Raw genomic sequence first — 21661 nt, 5'->3', positions numbered from 1 at the left:
TTACTCATGTCCAGATTTGCATTGACTTGCTTGCTTCTTACCGCAGCGTGCGGCTACGGTGCCTTCCTGGCCCCCCAAAGCCTGGCGACCTTGGATACCTTGTGCAAGGCAGGACTTGGCATATTCGGAAGCTTATCCCTGATCGCACTCATGATCGGACGGAGGATCAAGTTCGATCCAGTGCTGCGCTAAGACCCCATAGCCGGACGATAATCAGACTGGTTCACAGTAAAGGCATTTTGATAGCACGAGCACTTTACTAATCAGAATATCGACGTACAATTGGCGTCATGAAGCCGTCTCCTAATTTTTAACCTGGCTGACGGAACAGCGAGTACTGGTGGTTGTCAGACCGGTGACTACCCCGGCAATACGCCAGCACGCCCACCTGACTAACCGGTTAATTATGCGCCCTATGAAACAGGCAGTTTATTCCAGCCGTACGGCTGACAAATTCGTTGTTCGGCTTCCCGACGGCATGCGTGAACGCATCGCCGAGGTAGCGCGGAATCATCACCGCAGCATGAACTCAGAAATCATCGCCAGATTGGAGCAGAGCCTGCTGCAGGAAGGCGCACTGGATGAAGATCTGAGCATGCGGCTCGACAGCCCAGAGCTGTCTCTTCACGAGCGAGAGCTTCTGCAGCGCTTTCGCCAGCTCGCTCACCGCCAGCAGAACGCGCTCATTGCATTGATCGCTCAGGACACCGAGCTCGCCAAAGAAGATTGACCCCGGACCAGCCACCAGCTGGAGACAGGTGACTGGCTCCAGCTGACGCTGTCTCTGATTACCCCCTGCTTCCGGCTGCCACTCTCAGGCGGTCAACAAGTCAGCCAGCCGCATCAGTTCCCCCTTCATCATCGTCCTAGCCATCAAGACAGGCACGAATGTGCTTCGGACACACGGGTTGCGCCGAATCTATGGTCGACCCGAGATCCGCGCTCGATAAGAAGTTAGAACTTGGATGCAGCAAGGCGCCCCCGTTGCAGAGGCGCCTATACAACTAGCCTACAAAGTTGAGCAGCACCCCGGCCGCAACCGCAGAGCCGATGACACCTGCCACGTTGGGCCCCATGGCATGCATCAGCAGGAAGTTCTGAGGATTGGCCTCCAGCCCCACCTTGTTCGATACACGCGCAGCCATCGGCACAGCAGAGACTCCTGCGGAACCGATCAACGGATTGATCTTGTTCTCACTGAAACGGTTCATCACTTTGGCCATGAAAATACCCGCTGCGGTACCACCGCAAAAGGCAACCATACCCAGCACGAGAATCCCCAAGGTTTTCATCTGCAGGAAGGCTTCGGCCGATAGCTTCGAACCGACTGTCAGACCAAGAGCAATGGTGACGATGTTGATCAGGGCATTTCGTGAAGTATCCGCCAGGCGGTCCACCACACCACATTCGCGCAACAGATTACCGAAAGCGAACATACCCACCAGCGGTGCGGCATCCGGCAGTAGCAAGCCGACCAGCAAACAGAGCACCAGCGGGAATACTATCTTCTCGACCTGCCCGACATGACGCAGTTGCGTCATGACGATTGCACGCTCCTCTTTTGTGGTCATCGCACGCATGATCGGCGGCTGAATCAGCGGCACGAGGGCCATGTAGGAATACGCGGCAACCGCAATCGGACCGAGCAGCTCTGGGGCAAGCTTGGATGTCACGAAGATCGACGTTGGACCGTCTGCGCCCCCAATGATAGCGATCGACGCTGCCTCGCGCAGCGTGAACTCCATACCCGGAATCCCGGCAGCGGTCAGAGCAAGAGCGCCTAGCAGGGTCGCAAAGATTCCGAACTGCGCCGCTGCACCAAGCAGCAGGGTCTTTGGGTTGGCAAGCATGGGGCCAAAGTCGGTCATCGCGCCAACGCCCATGAAGATCAACAGAGGAAAGACGCTGGTCGGTAACCCTACCTCATAAAACAGATGCAGAATTCCGGCACCCTCGCCCATGTTGGCAACCGGGATGTTTGCCAGAATGCCACCGAACCCTATAGGGATCAGCAACAAAGGTTCGAATCCCTTCCGGATCGCTAGATAGATCAGCCCCAGACAGACGAAGATCATCAGCGCCTGCCCTGGCTCCAGATGGTACAGGCCGGTTCCGTGCCACAGCTTGAGCAACTTTTCCATGGGACTCCCCTTAGCCGATGCTCAGCAGACTGTCACCGACCGAAACCGCGTCGCCCACCTTGACGCTGACGGAGGCGACGGTACCGGCCTTGAACGCACGGATCTCGGTCTCCATTTTCATGGCTTCGAGAATCATCACCAGATCGCCCTCTTGGACCAACTGTCCGGGCTGCACCAGCACTTTGAATATGTTGCCCGCCAGCGGCGCCGCCTGGGTTTCACCACTGGCAGGCACGGAGGCAGAACCAGCAACCGCGCTGGTAACGCCGCCACCAGCGCCGAGAGGCTTGATGCCCTCGATATCGCCGCCATCGCTCACTTGTACGACGAAAGATTTGCCGTTGACTTCAACGGTGTAGACCTCCGGCTTGCCCGCCTCTCGCGGTGGTAGATCGCCCCCGGTTGGCGCCGGCTCGAACGCGGATGGGTTTCCACGGTTCTCCAAAAACTTCAATCCGATCTGGGGGAATAGCGCATAGGTCAGCACGTCATCGATCGAATCCGTAGCGAGCTTGATGCCTTTCTCTTTTGCGATCCCTTTCAGTTCGGCAGTAAGTCGATCCATTTCCGGCTGCAGCAGGTCTGCGGGACGACAGGTGATCACCTCGGCCCCCTCCAGCACACGAGCCTGCAGCTCGGAATTGAAAGGCGCAGGGGCCGCACCGTATTCACCTTTGAGCACGCCTGCCGTCTCTTTGGTGATCGACTTGTAGCGCTCTCCCATCAGCACATTGATCACCGCCTGGGTACCGACGATTTGCGACGTGGGCGTCACCAGCGGGATGAAGCCGAGGTCTTCACGAACGCGAGGGATTTCAGCAAGCACGTCGTCGAACTTGTCCAGAGCGCCCTGCTCTTTCAGCTGACCTTCCATATTGGTCAACATGCCGCCGGGCACCTGAGCCACGAGGATTCGCGAGTCGACACCGCGCAGGGTGCCCTCGAATTTCGCGTACTTCTTGCGGACCTCGCGGAAGTACGCCGCGATTTCCTCGAGCAGCTCCAGGTTCAAGCCGGTATCGCGCTCCGTGCCCTGGAAAATAGCCACCACCGATTCCGTCGGAGAATGTCCGTAGGTCATCGATAGCGACGAAATGGCTGTATCGACATTGTCGATACCCGCTTCTACTGCCTTGAGGATGGCGGCCGTCGACAGGCCGGCTGTAGCGTGGCACTGCATATGGATCGGAATCGCAAGGCTGGACTTCAAGCGCGACACCAGCTCGAACGCCATGTACGGCGTAAGGATGCCTGCCATATCCTTGATCGCCACCGAGTCGGCGCCCATATCCTCGATCTGCTTTGCCAGATCGACCCACATCTCCAGCGTATGCACCGGACTGGTGGTGTAGGAAATGGTGCCTTGTGCATGCTTACCCTGTTGTTTGACGGCACGCAGGGCAGTTTCGAGATTGCGCGGATCGTTCATAGCGTCGAATACGCGAAAGACATCGACGCCATTTACAGCGGCGCGCTCGACGAATTTTTCCACGACATCATCGGCGTAGTGCCGATAGCCCAGCAGGTTCTGGCCTCGCAGCAGCATCTGCTGGCGCGTGTTGGGCATGGCCTTCTTGAGTTCGCGAATGCGCTCCCAAGGGTCTTCTCCCAAGTAGCGGATACAGGCATCGAAGGTCGCGCCGCCCCAACTTTCCACCGACCAGAAGCCAACCTGATCGAGCTTGGCAGCGATCGGCAACATGTCTTCCAAGCGAACACGGGTGGCTAGAATGGATTGGTGCGCATCACGCAGCACCACATCGGTTATGCCGAGCGGCTGTTTAGCAATGGTCATGGAAGGAACTCCCTTTCCAGAGTCAACCGCGTCGCGCGCGGTGTTGATGAATCGCGGCCTGGATGGCTGCAAGAATATCCGCATCTGTTTCAGCGCTCGCAACCTGAGCGGCCGCTACTCGAGGCGCCGGCTCAGTGACGAAGCGGCCGGCGAGGTACGACATCAAGCGAATGCAGAGGATCAACAGAACGAGAAAGGCGAAGACGAAACCGATGCCGAACAGCATGAGTTCGACGCCTTCGAGCAGGAGTTGGCTGGGGGTCATCGGGAGTTCCCTTGTCAGCAGCTCAAGCTGCTTGTTATTCGCTGCGTGGGTTCGGACACGTTTCGCGACACACGAAACGGCCGAACCTTAGCCCGAAACAGCGAAATAAGGCAAACCCCAATAAAGCGCGAAAAGTACCGCTACAGCAGAAAAATGGTCGCCAATCCAAGGAAAATGAAGAACCCACCGCTGTCTGTCATGGCAGTGATCATGACGCTTGCCCCCATTGCTGGATCGCGCCCCAGGCGCGCCAGCGTCATAGGAATCAGCACCCCCATAAGCGCAGCGAGCAGCAGGTTCAGTGTCATAGCCGCCGTCATGACTACCCCCAGAGACCAGCTGCCATACAGCCACCAGGCCACCGCACCGATCACACCACCCCAGACCAGCCCGTTGACTAGGCCAACCCCGACCTCCTTGCGCAACAGTCGGGTCGTATTACCGGTACCCACCTGATCCAACGCCATTGCGCGCACGATCATGGTGATTGTCTGATTACCCGAATTTCCGCCAATGCCTGCGACAATTGGCATCAGGGCCGCGAGGGCCACCAGCTTCTCGATCGAGCCATCGAACAGGCCGATTACCCGGGAGGCGATAAATGCAGTGACCAGGTTGACCGCGAGCCAGGCCCAACGGTTACGGACGGATTTCCAGACGGAGGCGAAGATGTCTTCCTCCTCGCGCAGACCGGCCATGTTGAGAACTTCGCTTTCACTCTCCTCACGGATCAGGTCGACCATCTCATCGATGGTCAGACGCCCGATCAGCTTGCCACCCTTGTCGACGACCGGCGTCGATACCAAGTCATAACGTTCGAAGGCCTGCGCCGCGTCATAGGCGTCTTCATCCGGGTGAAAGGTGACGGGGTCGCTGGCCATCACCTCCGCGACCTGCTTGTCCGGATCGTTAACCAGTAAACGCTTGATCGGGAGCACGCCCTTGAGCACGCCGTCGTAGTCGACCACGAACAGCTTGTCGGTGTGGCCCGGCAACTCCTTGAGGCGGCGCAGATAACGCAACACCACCTCGAGACTGACATCCTCACGGATGGTCACCATCTCGAAGTCCATCAGTGCCCCGACCTGATCCTCTTCGTAGGACAGCGCTGATCGCACGCGCTCGCGCTGTTGCGCATCGAGGCTTTCCATCAACTCATGAACGACGTCGCGCGGCAACTCCGGCGCTAGGTCTGCCAGCTCGTCGGCGTCCATTTCCTTCGCCGCGGCAAGCAGTTCGTGATCGTCCATATCGGCGATCAGCGTTTCCCGAACTGCGTCGGACACCTCGAGCAGGATATCGCCGTCTCGCTCGGCCTTGACCAGTTGCCAGACTGTCAGTCGCTCTTCGAGCGGTAGCGCTTCGAGAATGTGAGCGACGTCAGCAGGATGCAATTCGTCGAGCTTGCGTTGCAGCTCGGCGAGAATCTGACTCTCGTCGTAGATCTCACCCTGCTCGCCGTCCTGCCGGTACTCCCCGTCCTCACCGAGGCGACGGCGCTGCAGCAGATCGACCACCTGCGCCAGGCGATCTTGCAGGGTCTCTTGGGGCTTTTTTGCTTCTACTTCTGTCATGGCGCACTCCACCCTGGCCGGGAGCACGCCAGGGAAAATCAATCAATCAGTACGTGATTGGCAAATTGGAAACGTGAACGACTACTGGGTAAGTCCATAAAGAAAGGTTGTTCCACAAACCCTGAGGGGCAGATGCGGGCATCATAACATCGCAATCAGCGGCCCGACGCGCTCAAACACGGCCATCACAAGGGCTGCGTCAAAGATGTAGAAAAGCTTGCGACGGAGAAGCCGACATTCTGTCGACGCCTTCACGCTGCGAAGAGACACGAATGTACGAGCAGCTTTTATTGAGTAGCCTGAATGGACAGTTGTTCAGTCATGGAGGACGAGAATGAGAGCACTGTCCATAGGTGTGAGCCTGTTATTGCTATCCACCCCCGCATTTTCAGCAAGCGTATTTCGCTGCATCGACGAATCCGGGCATGTCACCTTCAGCCAGCAAGGTTGCCCGGAAAACCAAAGACAGCAACGGCAGCGCGCAACCAATCCAACACCCAGTTCAGGGAAAGCCGTGCCAATGGCGACCCTCAAGACCAGGAAAAGCCCCGCCGGCAGTGAAGGCGAAAGCCTGGCGATAGTCGCCGAACGAGATGACGGTTGCGGCAACAGAGTAACCGGCAGCGAACGGCGCAGCGCAATCATCAACAAACAGATCCGCACCGGCATGACTCGCAGTGACGTCGAAAGCGCATTCGGACGACCGGAGAGCATCACAAGTAGCAACGGGCGGGAACGCCTGCGCTTTCGCAGCAGCAGCGGCCAGGTACGCACCGTCAGCTTCGACGAGTTCGGCTGCGTTCTTGGTAGACGCTAACGCTCGAAAACGAAAAAGGGCCTGCATCGCTGCAGGCCCTTCTCTTGGTTGGCGCACTCAGGAGGATTCGAACCTCCGACCGCTCGGTTCGTAGCCGAGTACTCTATCCAGCTGAGCTATGAGTGCGTAAGTGCTTGTTAGACCAGATCACCGCTGGTGGCTTGAGTGATCCGCATTTCTGCCGATCATTCGAAGTGTGGCGCACTCAGGAGGATTCGAACCTCCGACCGCTCGGTTCGTAGCCGAGTACTCTATCCAGCTGAGCTATGAGTGCGCTGAGCGTGCGCATTATAGGGAGTAAACATTGACGGTCAAGCACTTTGCCGTGGCGCTTTCTTATATGAAAGCAGGCTGCCGCGAGAACCCTGAACCCTAGAATGCAAAATGGCGGAGAAGGGGGGATTCGAACCCCCGACACCCTTTTGAGGTGTACTCCCTTAGCAGGGGAGCGCCTTCGGCCACTCGGCCACCTCTCCGCAACACGGGGCGCATAATACCCATCTTTGCCCCGTTTGCAAAGCCGAAAATTACAGAAAAATTAGTGGCTTGGTTCCTGATCCTTCTCTTTCTGGATCCGTTGGTAAATCTCCTCGCGATGCACCGCCACCTCCTTGGGCGCATTGACGCCGATACGTACTTGGTTTCCTTTCACACCCAACACGGTGACAGTCACATCGTCACCCACCATCAGGGTTTCTCCAACCCGGCGAGTCAGAATCAGCATTCCTTTCTCCTTAAACGGATTCAGTTCAGTAAACAGTCTGCAAAGATAAATACGGAAAATGTCCGTAAAACATGAAGCTAGAGCCTTTCAACAGGTATTGACCCGCGCGCAGGAGCCTAAAGTTCCTTTTCGCATGACCCAATACGACAGAAGGCGCGGACTAGCGCGCCTTCTGCGAATCATTCCGCAGTATTGCCGGCGGGCGCATCAAGTTCGAACGCAGTATGCAAAGCACGCACGGCAAGCTCGAGATACTTCTCCTCGATCACTACCGACACTTTGATTTCCGACGTCGAAATCATCTGAATGTTGATATTTTCCTTCGCCAAGGCCTCAAACATGCGGCTGGCTACGCCGGCATGCGAACGCATGCCTACGCCGACGATCGACACCTTGGCGATATCCGTATCGCCGATGACCTCACGAGCGCCCATTTCGGATGCAATGCCCTGCAATACCTGCAACGCATTGTTGTAGTCGTTGCGATGCACAGTGAACGTGAAGTCGGTGGTGTTATCGTGCGCGACGTTCTGCACGATCATATCCACTTCAACGTTCGCGGCGCTGATCGGACCGAGGATCTTGAACGCCACACCGGGCGTATCCGGGACCCCACGGATGGTCAGCTTGGCCTCGTCGCGGTTAAAGGCGATGCCGGAAATGATGGGCTGTTCCATGGATTCCTCTTCATCAAGGGTAATGAGGGTACCCGGACCCTCCTGAAAACTGTGCAGTACGCGCAGCGGGACGCTGTACTTACCGGCGAACTCAACCGCCCGAATCTGTAGCACCTTGGAGCCGAGGCTGGCCATTTCCAGCATCTCCTCGAAGGTGATCTTGTCCAGTCGCTGAGCCTTGGCCACGACCCTAGGATCGGTGGTATAGACGCCATCCACATCGGTATAGATCTGGCATTCGTCGGCCTTCAGCGCAGCGGCCAGCGCCACGCCTGTGGTATCCGAGCCGCCACGACCCAAGGTAGTGATATTGCCCTTCTCGTCCACGCCCTGGAAGCCAGCCACCACAACAACGCGCCCAGCCTTGATGTCGCGCTGGATCCGCTGGCCATCGATCTGCAGGATGCGTGCCTTGGTATGGGCGCTGTCGGTGAGGATACGAACCTGATTGCCAGTGTAGGACACCGCCGGTACGCCGCGCTTGATAAGCGCCATCGCCAACAGGGCAATGGTCACCTGCTCACCGGTGGAAACCATCACATCCAATTCTCGGGCGACCGGCTGATCACTGACCTGCTTGGCGAGATCGATCAGGCGGTTGGTTTCGCCACTCATTGCCGAGACGACCACGACGATATCGTCTCCACCGTCGCGGAACTTCTTGACCTTCTCGGCCACCTGCTCGATCCGCTCGACAGTGCCGACCGAGGTGCCTCCAAACTTCTGTACGATCAAAGCCATTGTTAGCCGCCTAGAGCCCCTGAAGGGCGATCATTAAACAAACAACCCCGAAACCTGCCAAGCACCGACTCAGCCCAGACCCGCTCGACGGCAGCCGACGGACCGCGACTCGGTACCTGTATCAAAGCCCCTGCTCGGCGAACGGCACAGCCAGTGCCAGCGCATCGTCCAGCTTGGCCGGTTCGCTGCCGCCGCCTTGCGCCATATCCGGACGACCGCCCCCCTTGCCGCCAACCGCTGTCGCGGCCTGCTTCATCAGGTCGCCGGCCTTCAAACGACCAGTCAGGTCCTGGGTTACGCCCGCGACCAGCACCACTTTATCGTCCTGAACACCACCCAGGAGGATGACGGCGCTACCCAGCTTGTTCTTCAGCTGGTCGACCAGCGCCAGCAACGCCTTGCCGTCCAGCCCGTCCTGGCGCGCAGCAAGCACGCGCACGCCCTTCACGTCCAAGGCGGAGGTCGCCAGGTCGTTGCCTGCTGCGCTGGCCGCCTTCGCCTTGAGCTGCTCGAGTTCCTTCTCCAGCTGACGGTTGCGCTCGAGGATGCCGCCGAGCTTGTCGAGCAGATTGTCACGGCTGCCCCTGACCAGGTTCGCCGCCTCTTTCAGCTGTTCCTCGGCTGCATTGAGATAGGCCAATGCAGGTGCACCAGTGACCGCCTCGATCCGCCGAACACCAGCCGCCACGCCGCCTTCGCTGGTGATCTTGAACAGCCCGATGTCGCCAGTGCGGTTTACGTGAGTACCGCCGCACAACTCGACCGAGAAGCCACCGCCCATGGTCAGCACCCGCACGGAGTCACCGTACTTTTCACCGAACAACGCCATAGCGCCCTTGGCCTTGGCGGTATCGATATCGGTTTCCTCGATCTCCACCGCGGAGTTGCGGCGAATCTCGGCGTTGACCCGATCCTCCAGCGCGCGCAGCTGCTCTGGTTTGATCGCCTCGAAGTGGCTGAAGTCGAAGCGCAGGCGCTGGCTGTCCACCAGCGAGCCCTTCTGGCTGACGTGCTCGCCAAGAATTTCGCGCAGCGCGGCATGCAGCAGGTGGGTTGCCGAATGGTTGAGCGCAGTGGCCTGGCGCACGGACGCATCCACAGTCGCCTCGACATCCGCACCTACGTGCAGCGTGCCGCTGTCGACGATGCCGTGATGCAGGAATGCGCTGCCGGCCTTGCTGGTATCGCGGACATCGAAAACGCAAGCCCTCTGCCGCCAGATAGCCACAGTCACCAATCTGGCCACCGGACTCTGCATAGAACGGCGTCTGATCGAGCACCACGACGCCTTCCTCGCCAGCGCTCAGGCTGTCGACCACCATGCCTTCCTTGAACAACGCAAGCACCTTACCGGCACCGGATGTGCCCTGGTAACCGAGGAAGCGCGTTTCGCCTTCCACTTTTACCAAGCTGTTGTAGTCCATGCCGAAGGCACTGGCCGAACGCGCACGCTCACGCTGCGCCTGCATTTCTCGTTCGAAACCGTCTTCGTCGAGGGTCAGATTGCGCTCGCGGGCGATGTCGCCGGTCAGGTCGACCGGGAAGCCGTAGGTGTCGTACAGCTTGAACACCACATCGCCGGGTATGACGCTGCCGGTCAGGCCAGCCAGATCCTGCTCGAGGATTTTCAGGCCCTGCTCCAGGGTTTTGGCGAACTGTTCTTCCTCGTTCTTCAGCACACGCTCGATATGCGCCTGCTGCTGCTTGAGCTCAGGGAACGCATCGCCCATTTCCGCAACGAGTGCGGCGACGATACGGTGGAAGAAGCTGCCTTTGGCGCCCAGCTTGTTGCCGTGACGGCAGGCACGGCGAACGATGCGGCGCAGGACGTAACCGCGGCCTTCGTTGGACGGGGTCACGCCGTCGGCGATGAGGAAGCCGCAGGAGCGGATATGGTCGGCGACGACCTTCAACGAGGCTTGGCCGTCGTTGCGGCAGCCGATGGCTTCGGCCGCGGCGCTCAGCAGGTTCTGGAACAGGTCGATCTCGTAGTTCGAGTTGACGTGCTGCAGCACCGCGCTGATGCGCTCCAGGCCCATGCCGGTGTCCACGCTCGGGGCCGGCAGCGGGTGCAGGACGCCGTCGGCAGTCCTGTTGAACTGCATGAACACGTTGTTCCAGATCTCGATGTAGCGGTCGCCGTCCTCTTCCGGGCTGCCGGGCGGGCCGCCCCAGATGTGCTCGCCGTGGTCGAAGAAGATCTCGGTGCAGGGTCCGCAGGGGCCGGTATCGCCCATCGCCCAGAAGTTGTCCGAGGCGTAGGGCGCGCCCTTGTTGTCGCCGATGCGCACCATGCGCTCGGCCGGCACGCCGACTTCCCGGGTCCAGATGTCGTAGGCCTCGTCATCGCTGGCATAGACCGTGACCCAGAGCTTTTCCCTGGGCAGGTTCAACCACTTGTCGCTGGTGAGGAATTCCCAGGCGTAGGTGATGGCATCGCGCTTGAAGTAGTCGCCGAAGCTGAAGTTGCCGAGCATCTCGAAGAAGGTATGGTGCCGCGCGGTGTAGCCGACGTTTTCCAGGTCGTTGTGCTTGCCGCCGGCGCGTACGCATTTCTGGCTGGTGGTGGCACGGGTGTAGGCGCGCTTTTCCAGGCCGAGGAAGCAGTCCTTGAACTGGTTCATGCCGGCGTTGGTGAACAGCAGGGTCGGGTCGTTCGCCGGGATCAGCGAACTGGAGGCCACGCGGGTGTGGCCCTTCTCTTCGAAGAAGCGGAGGAAGGCTTCACGGATTTCTGCGCTTTTCATAGATTTCTTCCAGAGGACTGCGGCCGAACGGCTGCAAAACGACACGGCGAGGCGGGACCACCGAAAGCCGGTTCGCAACTACCCAAACGGATAGCCGGCAAAGGGCCGCATTATATCGGGCCTGCGCGCCGGGTATAGGGGATAACGTCGATTGAATCAAGCTATTCGACGGCACCCGCCCGATCAGCCTGGGCGAACGCGGCGAAGCTGTCGAGGATCGGCTGGACATGCTCGGGGCGCAGGTCCAGGTGCGTCACCAGGCGCAGCCGCGGCGCCGGCGTCAGGCGAATGTCGCGCTGTGCGCAGAACGCCGCCAGCGCCGACGCCCGATCGCCGATGTCCAGGTAGACCATGTTGGTCTGCACCGGCTCGACGGCATAGCCGAGCGCCGCCAGCCCGGAACCGATCGCCTGCGCCAGTTGGTGGTCCGCGGCCAGCCGCTCGACGTGGTGCTCCAGCGCATACAGCCCCGCGGCGGCGAGAATGCCGGCCTGGCGCATGCCGCCGCCGACCATCTTGCGCAGGCGCCGCGCCCTGGCGATGAAGGCGTCGCTGCCGCAGAGCACCGAGCCGACCGGCGTTCCCAGGCCCTTCGACAGACAGACCGACACCGAATCGAAATGGCGAGTGATCGCCTGTGCGTCGCAGCCGAGCTTCACCGCCGCGTTGAACAGCCGCGCGCCATCCAGGTGCAGCTGCAGCCCCCGCTCGCGGGTGAAGGCACGCGCGGCGGCCAGATAGCCCAGCGGCAGCACCTTGCCCTGCATGGTGTTTTCCAGCGCCAGCAGGCGGGTGCGGGCGAAGTGGAAATTGTCCGGCTTGATCGCCGCCTCGACGCGCGCCAGGTCCAGCGAACCGTCGGCTTCCATTTCGATGGGCTGCGGCTGGATCGAGCCCAGCACCGCCGCGCCGCCGCCCTCGTACTTGTAGGTATGCGCCTGCTGCCCGACGATGTACTCGTCGCCACGCTCGCAATGCGCCATCAGCCCCAGCAGGTTGCTCATGGTGCCGGACGGCACGAACAGCCCGGCGGAAAAGCCCAGGCGCCCGGCCAGTTCGCGTTCCAGCCGGTTGACCGTGGGGTCCTCGCCATAGACGTCGTCGCCGGTCGCGGCACGCAGCATGGCCTCGCGCATCGGCGCGGTCGGCTGGGTGACGGTGTCGCTGCGCAGATCGATGATGCTCATGGAAGCTCCGGTTCCTCGTCGAAACAAGCCTGTCACCCTAAATGATTTCAGCGGCGCGGCGATCGTTAACGAACAGCGGGCTCAGCGCAGCAGGCGTGTGTCGAGCACCTTCGAGCCGCCGCCCAGCAATGTTTCAGTGATGTCGATGAAGTCCTGGGTACTGACCTTGTCCAGCCGCATCAGCCCGCGGCTCACGTCGTCGAGCGAATAACGGCTCTTGCTGCGCTGGCGGATCTCCTTGTCCAGCTCCTGCAGCAGCAGCACCGCCCGCGCGGTCACCGGACCGGTGGAACGCGCGGTGCGCAGGCTGTCGACCTTGCGGCTCCAGTCGCTCAGTTCCTCGCGCACGGCCTGGTAGCGGTCCTCGCTCATGCCGCCGGCGCGCCGCACCAGTTCGATGGCGTAGTACTCGGCCAAGCCCTCGCTGATCCAGTCGCTGCGGTCGGTGTCCTGGATCCGGCTGAAGACATGCACCAGTTCGTGGACCAGCGAACTGGTACCGTTCTCGCTGACCAGCGGACGGTCGGCATGCATGTAGAACGAATTGGGAGCGGACAGGCCACCACGCCACATCGGATCGCCCGCGCCGACGATCAAGAGTTTCTCCGGATCGCGTGGGAATACGTGCTGGATCTCCGGCCAGACGAAGGTCAGCATCGTCAGAATATCCATCCGCCGGACGCCCTCGCCAACCGGCGCCGCGATGGTGACGTCCGTTTCGCCGAGCTTGGCGCGACGGGTACCGAGCTTGCCGGCGAGCATCCAGCCGGTCGGCCGGTCGAACAGCCGCTCACGGTTATCCACGCGGAAGCGATTCTTGCCGACACGCGGCCAGCCGGTTTCGATACTCTTCCAACCCTCGGGCAGCTCGAAGGTGATGCGCGAAACCAGTTTCACACCGTCGACCTGATCGAGCCGGGCCGGCGGCACCAGATCATCGCCACGGAACAGCGCCCAGTCACTGGTCATCCGTGCGTCGTAGCGTCCGTTGTCGCGCGGATGGCTGATACGCACGCGGTAGCTGAGACGCGCCTTGCCTTCGGCGGGTCGCCAGGCACCACGCTCCGGCGACGCCTGCAACCACTCGCCATCCGCTACGAAATCGCTGTAGTAGCCGTCATCGCCCAGATTGAACTCCAGGCTACGAACCGCTTCGCCTTTCTCCAGGATCAGTTGCACCTCGGCCTCATCCTCGTCGGGCAGAAAACGCACGTGATAGTCCAGGTCGACCCGCTTGGCCGCGTGGGCCTCGGCGCTGACGAAAAGAACAAGAGCGAACAGCGACAGCAGTCGAACAAGCATCGAAGAGAACTCCATCGGAAACGCGCGGGGTGTGCTGATCTTGAGACGATGCAAACGAGGCTTAGATTCAACCGGCACGGAAAATCAGGTGGTCTTCCCAGTGCTCCTCGGCAACGCTGCCTTCGGCGAGCATCCGGCCCGACTGGGAAATCCGCTCGACGTGCACCGCTTCAGGGTCGCCACAGACCAGGTGATGCCAGAGCGGCAGGTCCTTGCGCTCGGCCACCAGGCGGTAGGCGCAGGTGGGCGGTAGCCATTTGAACTGAGCAGCATCGGCAGCGTTCAGCTGTATGCAGTCCGGCACACTGGCGCGCCGGTTGGGATAATCGCTGCAGCGACAGGTCTTCAGGTCGAGCAGCTTGCAGGCGATACGTGTGTAGTAAACGGCGCCGTCTTCCTCGTCCTCGAGCTTCTGCAGGCAGCAGAGGCCGCATCCGTCGCACAGCGACTCCCATTCCGCCGCATCGAGTTCGGCAAGGGTTTTGCGCATCCAGAAGGGTTCGACCTTGGCCGCCATGACTGTCACTACCGGTAAAAACCGGCAAGTCTAGCCACTGTCGGATATCCGGCCAAGAGCCGCCAGGCGGATGCCGCCGGTAGGAGCCGGCGGCTACATCGAGCGCTACTGTTTGTCGAGCATCTGCCGGTGACTACGCATCTGCTCGAGCATCTGCTCCATGTGCTGGATACGCATGTCGAGCATCTCCTTGGACGGCGCGCCCATCATGCCGCCACCCATGGCGCCCTGCATCGGCTTGCCACCCTGCTTGCCCATTCCGCCGCCGGGCCCGCCCATCGGGCACCCGGCCATGCCACCCATACCGGACTGCATGCTCTGCCAATGCTCTTCGCGAAGTTTCTGTCGCTCCTGCGGGGTCTTCGCAGACTGCCAGGCCTGCCGGTACTCCTGCATCTTCTGCCAATGCTGCTGCCAAGCTTCGTTATCGCTGGAGGGCGTCTGCGCGCCGGCCGACATCGCCAGAGCCGCCATTACCGAACCGATCACCAAAGAACGCGTTTTCATCGTCGTCTCCTTATGCATGTACGGTCAGAAGAGCGTAGTTCCGATCCGGCCGACGTATCTTGTCCAGCGTCAGGATCGAGCAGGTGTTTACATCGGATCATTCATGCGCAGCAGCTCTTCGGGTAGATGCTCGATGTAATCGTCCTCGGCGGGCGGCATCTGCAGGTGATAACCCTGTGCCTGGAGATTGGCGAGCACCTTGGTGATGTCTTCGCGTGCCAGTTGGCGCTCGGGCGTCAGCACCATTTCGAAGGCCAGCTGCGGCGGCCCGAACGCCGCGATCAGGCCTTCGGGGACACGCTTGAGCGCATCGCGCTTTTCGACATAAAGGTACATTCCGTCCTTGCGTGGGCTTTTGTAGATGGAACAGATGACTTTCATGGTCGTTTTTCCAGAGCATCGAGCAGGGCTTGCCCCATCCGCTCACGGCGCCAGCCGCGCAGCGATTCGGGCAGTTCGTAGGGTCCATCGGGGTAGCCGCTCTTGAGCAGCGCCTCGAGCGTTTTCTTGCGCAACATCAGCTCCGGTGCGATATCCAGCGCCTGCGCTTCGCGCTGGCCGACCGCGCGCAGCTTTTTCAGTACGGACGACACCTCCAGCGGCAATGGTTCCGGTAGCGGTGCCGGCCAATCCTGTTCGGGCGTCGCCGCGGCCTCACGGATCATCTCCAGCAGCAATTCACCATCCTGGCGCACGGTACGCGGATGCATGTCCTCGATCCGGGCCAGCGTCACCAGATCGCGCGGCTGGGTGCGCGCCAGCGGCCAGAGACTGGCTTCGCGCAGCACGCGATTGCGCGGTTGGTTGCGCGCACGGGCCTGACGCTCGCGCCAGGCCGTCAGCACTTTGAGCACGGCGAGCTGCTGCGGCTTGAGCCGCCAGGCCTGCTTCACATCACGGTAGGCTTCATCGGGATCGGATTCGCGCTGCAGGTTGGCGACCAGCTCGGCACCATCCTCCAGTACCCAGGCACGCTTGTCCTCGGACAGCCTGGGCAGCAGTGCTTCGTACAACTCGGCCAGATGCTGGGCATCCTCGGCGGCATATCGCACCTGCATGTCACTCAGAGGCCGCTGCAACCAGTCCGAGCGCGTTTCGCCCTTGGGCAACTCGATGCCGAGTACCGCCTGGACCAGCCGCGAGTAGCCCATGGAGAAACCGATATTCAGGTAACCGGCCGCCAGCTGGGTGTCGAACAGCGGCTGCGGCAGGCTACCGGTCAGACGCAGCAGTACTTCGAGGTCTTCGCTGCAGGCGTGCAGCACTTTCACCACCGCCGGGTCTTGCAGCAACGCGGCAAACGCGGACCAGTCACGTACGCTCAGCGGGTCGATCAGATAGGCACGCCGCCCGTCACCGACCTGTATCAGCCCGGCGATGGGGTAGAAGGTATCGACCCTCATGAATTCGGTATCCACTGCCACATAGGGCAGCTGGCGCCATTCGGCGCACAGGCGGGTCAGATGTTCATCATCCAGAACCCATTGAGTTTCGATGGCCACACGGCCCTCCTTTTCGGCTGACGACCGGCGCACGGCCGAACGAGGCGCGCAGTATATATCGAGCATCCGAGCGGCCGGGGCATTCATGACCGCCACGCGCGCTGGTAGTGTTGACCGATCAATCCGCCTGGAGCCGCACCGATGCCACTGGCCCAACTCATTACCGCCGCTGAGCTTGCCCAGCGCCTGCACACCCCCGACCTGCTGATTCTGGATTGCCGGTTCGCCCTGGAAGATCCGGCCTATGGCGAGCGTAGTTACAGGGAGGCGCATATTCCCGGCGCGCAGTTCGCCGATCTGGAAAAAGACCTGTCCGGCCCGGTGATCCCCGGCACCACCGGGCGCCACCCACTGCCGGATCCTGAGCAGTTGCTGACTCGCCTGCGCCAATGGGGCCTCGGTGACGGCAGCGAAGTGGTGCTTTATGACGACGGCCCCGGCGCGTTTGCCGCTCGGGCGTGGTGGCTGTTGCTGTGGCTGGGCAAGCGTGAGGGCGTCTACCTGCTGGACGGGGGCGTAAACGCTTGGCGAGAAGCGGGGTTGCCCATGGAAAGCACCACGCCCGCGGTGCAGCCGGGCCATTTCGACGGCAACGCAGACGACAGCATGGTCGTCAATGCAGCGCGACTGCAAGAACGCCTGCATAGCCCCGAGCTGGCACTGCTCGACGCACGCGCCCTGCCGCGTTTCCTCGGCGAGGTCGAGCCCATAGACCCGATCGGCGGGCATATTCCCGGTGCCGTTTGCGTGCCCTTCAGCGAGAACCTGGACAGTGATGGTCGCTTTCTCGATGCCGAGCAGCTACGCGGCCGATTCGATCAGCTGCTAGACGGCAAGTCACCGCGAACCGCGGTGGTCTATTGCGGCTCTGGTGTCACCGCCTGTCACAACCTGTTCGCGCTCTGTCTGGCAGGCTACCCGTTGGCGACGCTGTACCCAGGTTCATGGAGCGAATGGATCACCGACCCAAGCCGGCCACGCGCCTGATACCGACGAGACCCGCTGCGCCCAACGCGCAGCGTGGCTCGCCAGTCAGAATACGTCCACGGGGTTTTCACCGAAGTTACATTTGTTTTCACGACCGTTAGTCGTCATCTTTACGAAAAATTGCAATTCATTGTCTTGCTACCTGTCGGAGAAAGTTGCTAGGTTCCGACCCGCTTTCATCCCGGAGTAGTAGAACAATGAAAACAACATGGTTGAAGACCGCGCTCGCGGTAGCCGTAGGCGCCTTGTCCACCCAGGCCATGGCCGCCGGTTTTGCCCTCAACGAACAAAGCATCAGCGGCATGGGCACCTCGTTTGCAGGTCGCTCCTCTTCCGCCGACGACGCCACCACCCTGTTCGGCAACCCTGCCGGCATGTCCCGCCTGAAGCGTGAGGAAGTCAGCTTCGGCATGGCGGCGATTCATGCGAAGACGGATATCAAGAATAATTCGGGATCGTTCTCCGGCCCTGCCTTGGGCGGCGCCAATCTGCCCTACGACGGTAGCAACGACGGCGACATGGTCCCGTTCACGGCCGTCCCGATGGGCTATTACGTCAAGCCGATCGACGATAAGTGGGCTGTTGGTGTGGGCGTGTATGTCCCGTTCGGCCTGGTCTCCGATTATGAAAGCGGCTACCAGGGACGCTATTTCGGCGACTACAGCGAAGTCAGCGTGATCACTGTGCAACCAACCATCAGCTACCGTTTCAACGACAAGCTGTCGGTAGGTTTCGGGCCGACTATCAACCGTATCGAAGGTGAACTGCAAAGCACTTCGCCAAACCCTGCCGGCCCACTGGGCTCCAACGACGGGCGTGTGAAAGTTACCGGTAACGACACGGCGCTGGGCTTCAACGCCGGTGTCCTTTACGAGTTCACTCCGCAAACCCGTGCTGGTGTCACCTACCATTCCAAGGTCGCCTACAAGCTGGAGGGTGACACCAAGCTCTCCGGCGGCAGCTTCGATCTGACCGGAGCGGCCGGCAAATACGACGCATCCCTTGATCTGGACACACCAGAATCGGTAGATATCTCGCTGACCCACGAGCTCAACGATCAGTGGACCCTGTACGGTGGTGCGATGTGGACCCGCTGGAGCCGCTTCGAAGCGATCATCATCGAAAACGATGGAATTCCAGGCCCGCTGCAAGGCAACCTCGCGCCCATCGTCGAAGAGCAGGACTGGCATGACACCTGGTCCTATGCCATCGGCGCCGCCTACAAGCTGAATCGTGAGTGGACCCTGCGTACTGGCCTGGCTTTCGACCAGAGCCCGACCAACAACGTACATCGCTCTCCGCGCATCCCGACCGGCGACCGCACGGCTATCAGCTTCGGCCTGGCCTGGAATCCGACTGACGACGTCACCGTCGACCTCGCTTATTCCTATCTGCGAGAGGAAGAAGTGGACATCAACCGCAGCCGCACCTACCAGGGCGGTGCGCTCGAGGCCAACTATGACGCGACGTTCAAGAACCGCGCCCACGGCTTTGGCGCTGCCCTGAGCTACCGCTTCTGATGCAAGAAAACCCCGGCCTCGCCGTAATGCTGTTCACTTGACGACTCAAGCTGGATGTTGGATCTGTAGGAGCGGGCCACGCCCGCGATTCGCGCGCATGGCGCGCCCCTACAAAGAACTCTCCGTGCTTATCTGAACAGCATTACGGTCTCGCCGGGGCTGTTCGTATCGGCGTCGCACCGTTTTTCGCCGCGCGACGCCCACCGAACGAAGCTCAACGACCGTTCACAACGGCAAGTCGAAGGCCGGGGCGATCTGTCGCAGCCAGCCGTCCAACCGCTCCTCGGTCAGGTTGCTCTGATTGTCCAGATCCAGCGCCAGCCCGACGAACTTGCCCTCCACCACCGCCTCGGAGTGGGTGAACTCGTAGCCCGTGGTCGGCCACTCGCCTACCAGGGTGGCGCCGCGCTCGCTGAAGAATTCGTACAGCTCGCCCATGGCGTCGAGGAACTCGTCGGCATAGCCGACCTGGTCGCCGAGGCCGAAGAGGGCCACGGTCTTGCCGGTGAAATCCAGCCCCTCGATCTGCGGCAGGAATTCCTCCCAGCTCTCGTTCTCGCAATCGGCGCTCAACCCCGGCAACAGCCCCTCGCCCAGGGTCGGCGTGCCGAGGATCAGGTGCGAATAGGCGGCGAAATCCTCCGCGCTCGTACGGTTGACGTTGAGCGGATCAGCCAGGGTGTCGTCGTCGAAGCGCTTCTTGATCATCTTGGCGACCTTGCGCGTCTTGCCCGTGTTGCTGCCGAAGAAAAGTCCGATCCTGGCCATCACGCCACCTCATTGCTGTTGGATGAATGAAACACCGCGCAGGGTCCGCACCCGCTCGGCAAAAGACTTCTAGCAGGAAGCACGCCAGCCGATAAATTCTTATAAGTCATTGGAAACAAACAACTTTAAGTGCAGCCCAGCTGTAGCAAAGCGCACAGCCGGCAGCCGCCAGCCGCGCGCCGCTGTCGGTATTGCGACATTCAACCATCCACCCTCAGCAGCGCGCGTGCCCCCGCGGATACGGCCGGCCGAGCGGCATCGGACTGCGCGTCCAGGTGCTCGTCGAACTGCCTGAGCACCACCAGTTCGCCACCTTCCCCGTCGAGGTCGAGCAGGCAACTGCGCAGCTGCGGCTGCGCCGGCATCTCGAACATGGTGCGCTGCAGCGCGCCCTCCATGACCGCGCGCAATCCGCGCGCGCCGGTGCGGCGCAGCAGCGCCTGGTCGGCGATATGGCTGAGCGCCGCCGGGCTGAACTCCAGCTTCACGCCCTGGTAGGCGAACAGTTGCTGGTACTGCTTGACCAGCGCGTTGCGCGGCTCGCTGAGGATGCGCAGCAACGTCGCGTGGTCCAGCTCGCGGAGGAAGGTGATGATCGGGAAGCGGCCGATGAACTCCGGAATCAGCCCGAACTCATGGAGATCGTCCGGCAACAGCGCCGCCAGCAGCTCGTTGAGCGACGGCGTCTGTTGCTGCGGCCGCGCATGGAAGCCGATCGCGCTGCCGCGTGGATGCACGCGGCTGCCGACCAGGGTTTCCAGGCCCGGGAAGGCGCCGCCGGCGATGAACAGGATATTGCGCGTATCCACCACCTGCTCCTCGCCGTGTTCGCCACGCCGGCCCCCCTTGCCGATGCGCACCTCGCTGCCCTCGACCAGCTTGAGCAACGCCTGCTGCACGCCTTCGCCGGAGATGTCGCGCACCGCCGTGCCGCCCCCGCCACGCCGCGCCAGCTTGTCCACCTCGTCGATATAGACGATGCCCCATTGCGCCTTCTGCACATCGCCACCGGCGGCTTCCAGCAGGCGGGCGATGATGCTGTCGACGTCGTCGCCGACGTAGCCGGCCTGGGTCAGGGTGGTGGCATCAGCCGAGGCGAAGGGCACGCCGAGGATGCGCGCCAGGGTGCGCACCAGCAGCGTCTTGCCGGTACCCGAAGGGCCGGCCATGAGGATGTTGGACTTCTCCAGCTCGACCGTGCCGCCCAGTTGGCAGACCGGCTCGCGGGTGCAGTTGAGCAGGCGCAGGTAGTGGTTGTAGACCGCCACCGCCAGGGTTTCCTTGGCCTCGTCCTGGCCGATCACCGACTCGTCCAGGTGCTGCATGTAGGCCGCCGGTGTGAGCAGTTGCGGCGCCAGCTGTTGGGCCTGGCGCCGCTGCCCCCAGCTGGTCACCACCTGGTGGGCCAGCTTGACGCAGGCCTCGCAGATCCGACCTTCGTTACCCGCGATCAAGGGCACCGTCGGCGATTTTTCCGCGCCGCAGAACGAACAGCAGGGCTTGTCGGTATCAGTCATGGCAGCGACTCCGGTGAGGTTGGGGCGGACTGCAGCAAACCGGCCAGCCATGCGCGCTGGTGCCGCGCGTGTTGACGGGCGCGGAGCTTCTCGCGCAGGTGCGGCAAGACCTCCTGCAGCGACAGCTGGCCCGCCGGATGGATCGCCTCGCAGAACAGCAGGTGAAAGCCCAGCGGCGTCTCCACCACCGGGCCGATCTCGCCTGCGCGCAGGGCGAACAGGCAGGCCTCCAGCTGCGGGTAGAGCACGCCGGGGCGTACCAGGCCGAGGCTCCCGCCCTCCATCGCCGAAGGGCATTCGGAATGCTTGAGCGCCTGCTCGGCGAAGCGCTGCGGCTTGCGCAGCAGGCGCTCGGCGATCAGGTTGATACGGC

Annotated in this window: 20 protein-coding genes, 3 tRNA genes and 1 pseudogene; 5 read left to right on the top strand and 19 right to left on the bottom strand. The window is 61.5% G+C overall.

Annotation, left to right across the window (positions count from 1 at the left end; genetic code table 11):
* Positions 1–6 precede the first annotated feature (6 nt).
* Both LO50_RS25640 and LO50_RS07230 read left to right on the top strand, forming a co-directional pair.
* Positions 7–192, top strand: a complete 186-nt coding sequence (locus tag LO50_RS25640; RefSeq protein ID WP_014819749.1) for a PA3371 family protein — start codon at positions 7–9, stop codon at positions 190–192.
* Positions 193–406: 214 nt separating this feature from the next.
* On the top strand, positions 407–730 hold the full coding sequence (locus LO50_RS07230) for an Arc family DNA-binding protein (RefSeq protein WP_003301308.1): 324 nt from the start codon (positions 407–409) through the stop codon (positions 728–730).
* 274 nt (positions 731–1004) lie between these two features.
* Here LO50_RS07230 and LO50_RS07225 read toward each other — a convergent pair whose 3' ends face one another.
* From LO50_RS07225 to mgtE, 4 genes are all read right to left on the bottom strand, one after another.
* The gene (locus LO50_RS07225; protein WP_014819748.1) at positions 1005–2141 is read right to left on the bottom strand and encodes a sodium ion-translocating decarboxylase subunit beta; all 1137 of its coding nucleotides are present in this window, start codon (positions 2139–2141) and stop codon (positions 1005–1007) included.
* A gap of 10 nt (positions 2142–2151) precedes the next feature.
* A complete protein-coding gene (oadA, locus tag LO50_RS07220; RefSeq protein WP_044314558.1) occupies positions 2152–3936 on the bottom strand; it encodes a sodium-extruding oxaloacetate decarboxylase subunit alpha in 1785 nt (594 codons plus the stop codon).
* A 22-nt stretch (positions 3937–3958) separates the two neighbouring features.
* Positions 3959–4201 carry an OadG family protein gene (locus tag LO50_RS07215; RefSeq protein WP_041013465.1) on the bottom strand — a complete coding sequence of 81 codons (243 nt, stop codon included), beginning with the start codon at positions 4199–4201 and terminating at the stop codon, positions 3959–3961.
* A 140-nt stretch (positions 4202–4341) separates the two neighbouring features.
* On the bottom strand, positions 4342–5775 hold the full coding sequence (gene mgtE / locus LO50_RS07210) for a magnesium transporter (RefSeq protein WP_014819745.1): 1434 nt from the start codon (positions 5773–5775) through the stop codon (positions 4342–4344).
* 334 nt (positions 5776–6109) lie between these two features.
* On the opposite strand from mgtE, the gene LO50_RS07205 reads away from it, so the two are divergent.
* Positions 6110–6592: a DUF4124 domain-containing protein gene (locus tag LO50_RS07205; RefSeq protein WP_041013463.1), complete on the top strand. Its 483-nt coding sequence runs from the start codon at positions 6110–6112 to the stop codon at positions 6590–6592.
* 49 nt (positions 6593–6641) lie between these two features.
* On the opposite strand, the gene LO50_RS07200 is transcribed toward LO50_RS07205, so the two are convergent.
* The 12 genes and pseudogenes from LO50_RS07200 to rnd form a co-directional block, all read right to left on the bottom strand.
* Positions 6642–6718 (bottom strand) — tRNA-Arg (locus LO50_RS07200).
* A 71-nt stretch (positions 6719–6789) separates the two neighbouring features.
* Positions 6790–6866 (bottom strand) — tRNA-Arg (locus tag LO50_RS07195).
* Positions 6867–6977: 111 nt separating this feature from the next.
* Positions 6978–7068: transfer RNA gene (locus LO50_RS07190), tRNA-Ser, on the bottom strand.
* Between the two features lie 62 nt (positions 7069–7130).
* A complete protein-coding gene (gene csrA / locus LO50_RS07185) occupies positions 7131–7316 on the bottom strand; it encodes a carbon storage regulator CsrA (RefSeq protein WP_003283978.1) in 186 nt (61 codons plus the stop codon).
* 179 nt (positions 7317–7495) lie between these two features.
* The gene (locus tag LO50_RS07180) at positions 7496–8734 is read right to left on the bottom strand and encodes an aspartate kinase (RefSeq protein ID WP_044314557.1); all 1239 of its coding nucleotides are present in this window, start codon (positions 8732–8734) and stop codon (positions 7496–7498) included.
* 121 nt (positions 8735–8855) lie between these two features.
* Positions 8856–11481, bottom strand: a pseudogene (gene alaS / locus LO50_RS07175) (alanine--tRNA ligase).
* Positions 11482–11642: 161 nt separating this feature from the next.
* A complete protein-coding gene (gene ltaE / locus LO50_RS07170; RefSeq protein WP_044314556.1) occupies positions 11643–12668 on the bottom strand; it encodes a low-specificity L-threonine aldolase in 1026 nt (341 codons plus the stop codon).
* 81 nt (positions 12669–12749) lie between these two features.
* Complete coding sequence (locus tag LO50_RS07165; RefSeq protein ID WP_044314555.1) at positions 12750–13970, bottom strand: hypothetical protein; 1221 nt, start codon at positions 13968–13970, stop codon at positions 12750–12752.
* A 67-nt stretch (positions 13971–14037) separates the two neighbouring features.
* Positions 14038–14487: a YcgN family cysteine cluster protein gene (locus LO50_RS07160; protein WP_044314554.1), complete on the bottom strand. Its 450-nt coding sequence runs from the start codon at positions 14485–14487 to the stop codon at positions 14038–14040.
* Positions 14488–14592: 105 nt separating this feature from the next.
* Entirely contained in the window at positions 14593–14994 is a 402-nt protein-coding gene (locus LO50_RS07155) for a hypothetical protein (RefSeq protein ID WP_014819738.1), read from the bottom strand.
* Between the two features lie 87 nt (positions 14995–15081).
* On the bottom strand, positions 15082–15375 hold the full coding sequence (locus LO50_RS07150) for a YcgL domain-containing protein (protein ID WP_014819737.1): 294 nt from the start codon (positions 15373–15375) through the stop codon (positions 15082–15084).
* Positions 15372–16496: a ribonuclease D gene (gene rnd, locus LO50_RS07145; RefSeq protein ID WP_044314553.1), complete on the bottom strand. Its 1125-nt coding sequence runs from the start codon at positions 16494–16496 to the stop codon at positions 15372–15374. Before rnd ends, LO50_RS07150 begins: the two co-directional genes overlap by 4 nt.
* A gap of 141 nt (positions 16497–16637) precedes the next feature.
* Here rnd and LO50_RS07140 point away from each other — a divergent pair, with 141 nt between their 5' ends.
* Both LO50_RS07140 and LO50_RS07135 read left to right on the top strand, forming a co-directional pair.
* On the top strand, positions 16638–17483 hold the full coding sequence (locus LO50_RS07140) for a sulfurtransferase (RefSeq protein WP_044314552.1): 846 nt from the start codon (positions 16638–16640) through the stop codon (positions 17481–17483).
* Between the two features lie 197 nt (positions 17484–17680).
* Positions 17681–19003, top strand: coding sequence for an OmpP1/FadL family transporter (locus tag LO50_RS07135; protein WP_044314551.1), 1323 nt, complete (start codon positions 17681–17683; stop codon positions 19001–19003).
* 225 nt (positions 19004–19228) lie between these two features.
* On the opposite strand, the gene LO50_RS07130 is transcribed toward LO50_RS07135, so the two are convergent.
* The 3 genes from LO50_RS07130 to LO50_RS07120 all read right to left on the bottom strand — a co-directional run.
* Positions 19229–19771 carry a flavodoxin gene (locus tag LO50_RS07130; protein WP_037041220.1) on the bottom strand — a complete coding sequence of 181 codons (543 nt, stop codon included), beginning with the start codon at positions 19769–19771 and terminating at the stop codon, positions 19229–19231.
* 200 nt (positions 19772–19971) lie between these two features.
* Complete coding sequence (gene clpX, locus LO50_RS07125) at positions 19972–21288, bottom strand: ATP-dependent Clp protease ATP-binding subunit ClpX (protein ID WP_042921146.1); 1317 nt, start codon at positions 21286–21288, stop codon at positions 19972–19974.
* The coding region (locus tag LO50_RS07120) for a peptidylprolyl isomerase (protein ID WP_044314550.1) at positions 21285–21661 on the bottom strand (377 nt) is incomplete at its 5' end. The genes clpX and LO50_RS07120, both read right to left, overlap by 4 nt.

It is taken from the genome of Stutzerimonas stutzeri, assembly GCF_000935215.1.
Classification (GTDB): domain Bacteria; phylum Pseudomonadota; class Gammaproteobacteria; order Pseudomonadales; family Pseudomonadaceae; genus Stutzerimonas.
This window is presented reverse-complemented; position numbering and strand designations above follow the sequence as displayed.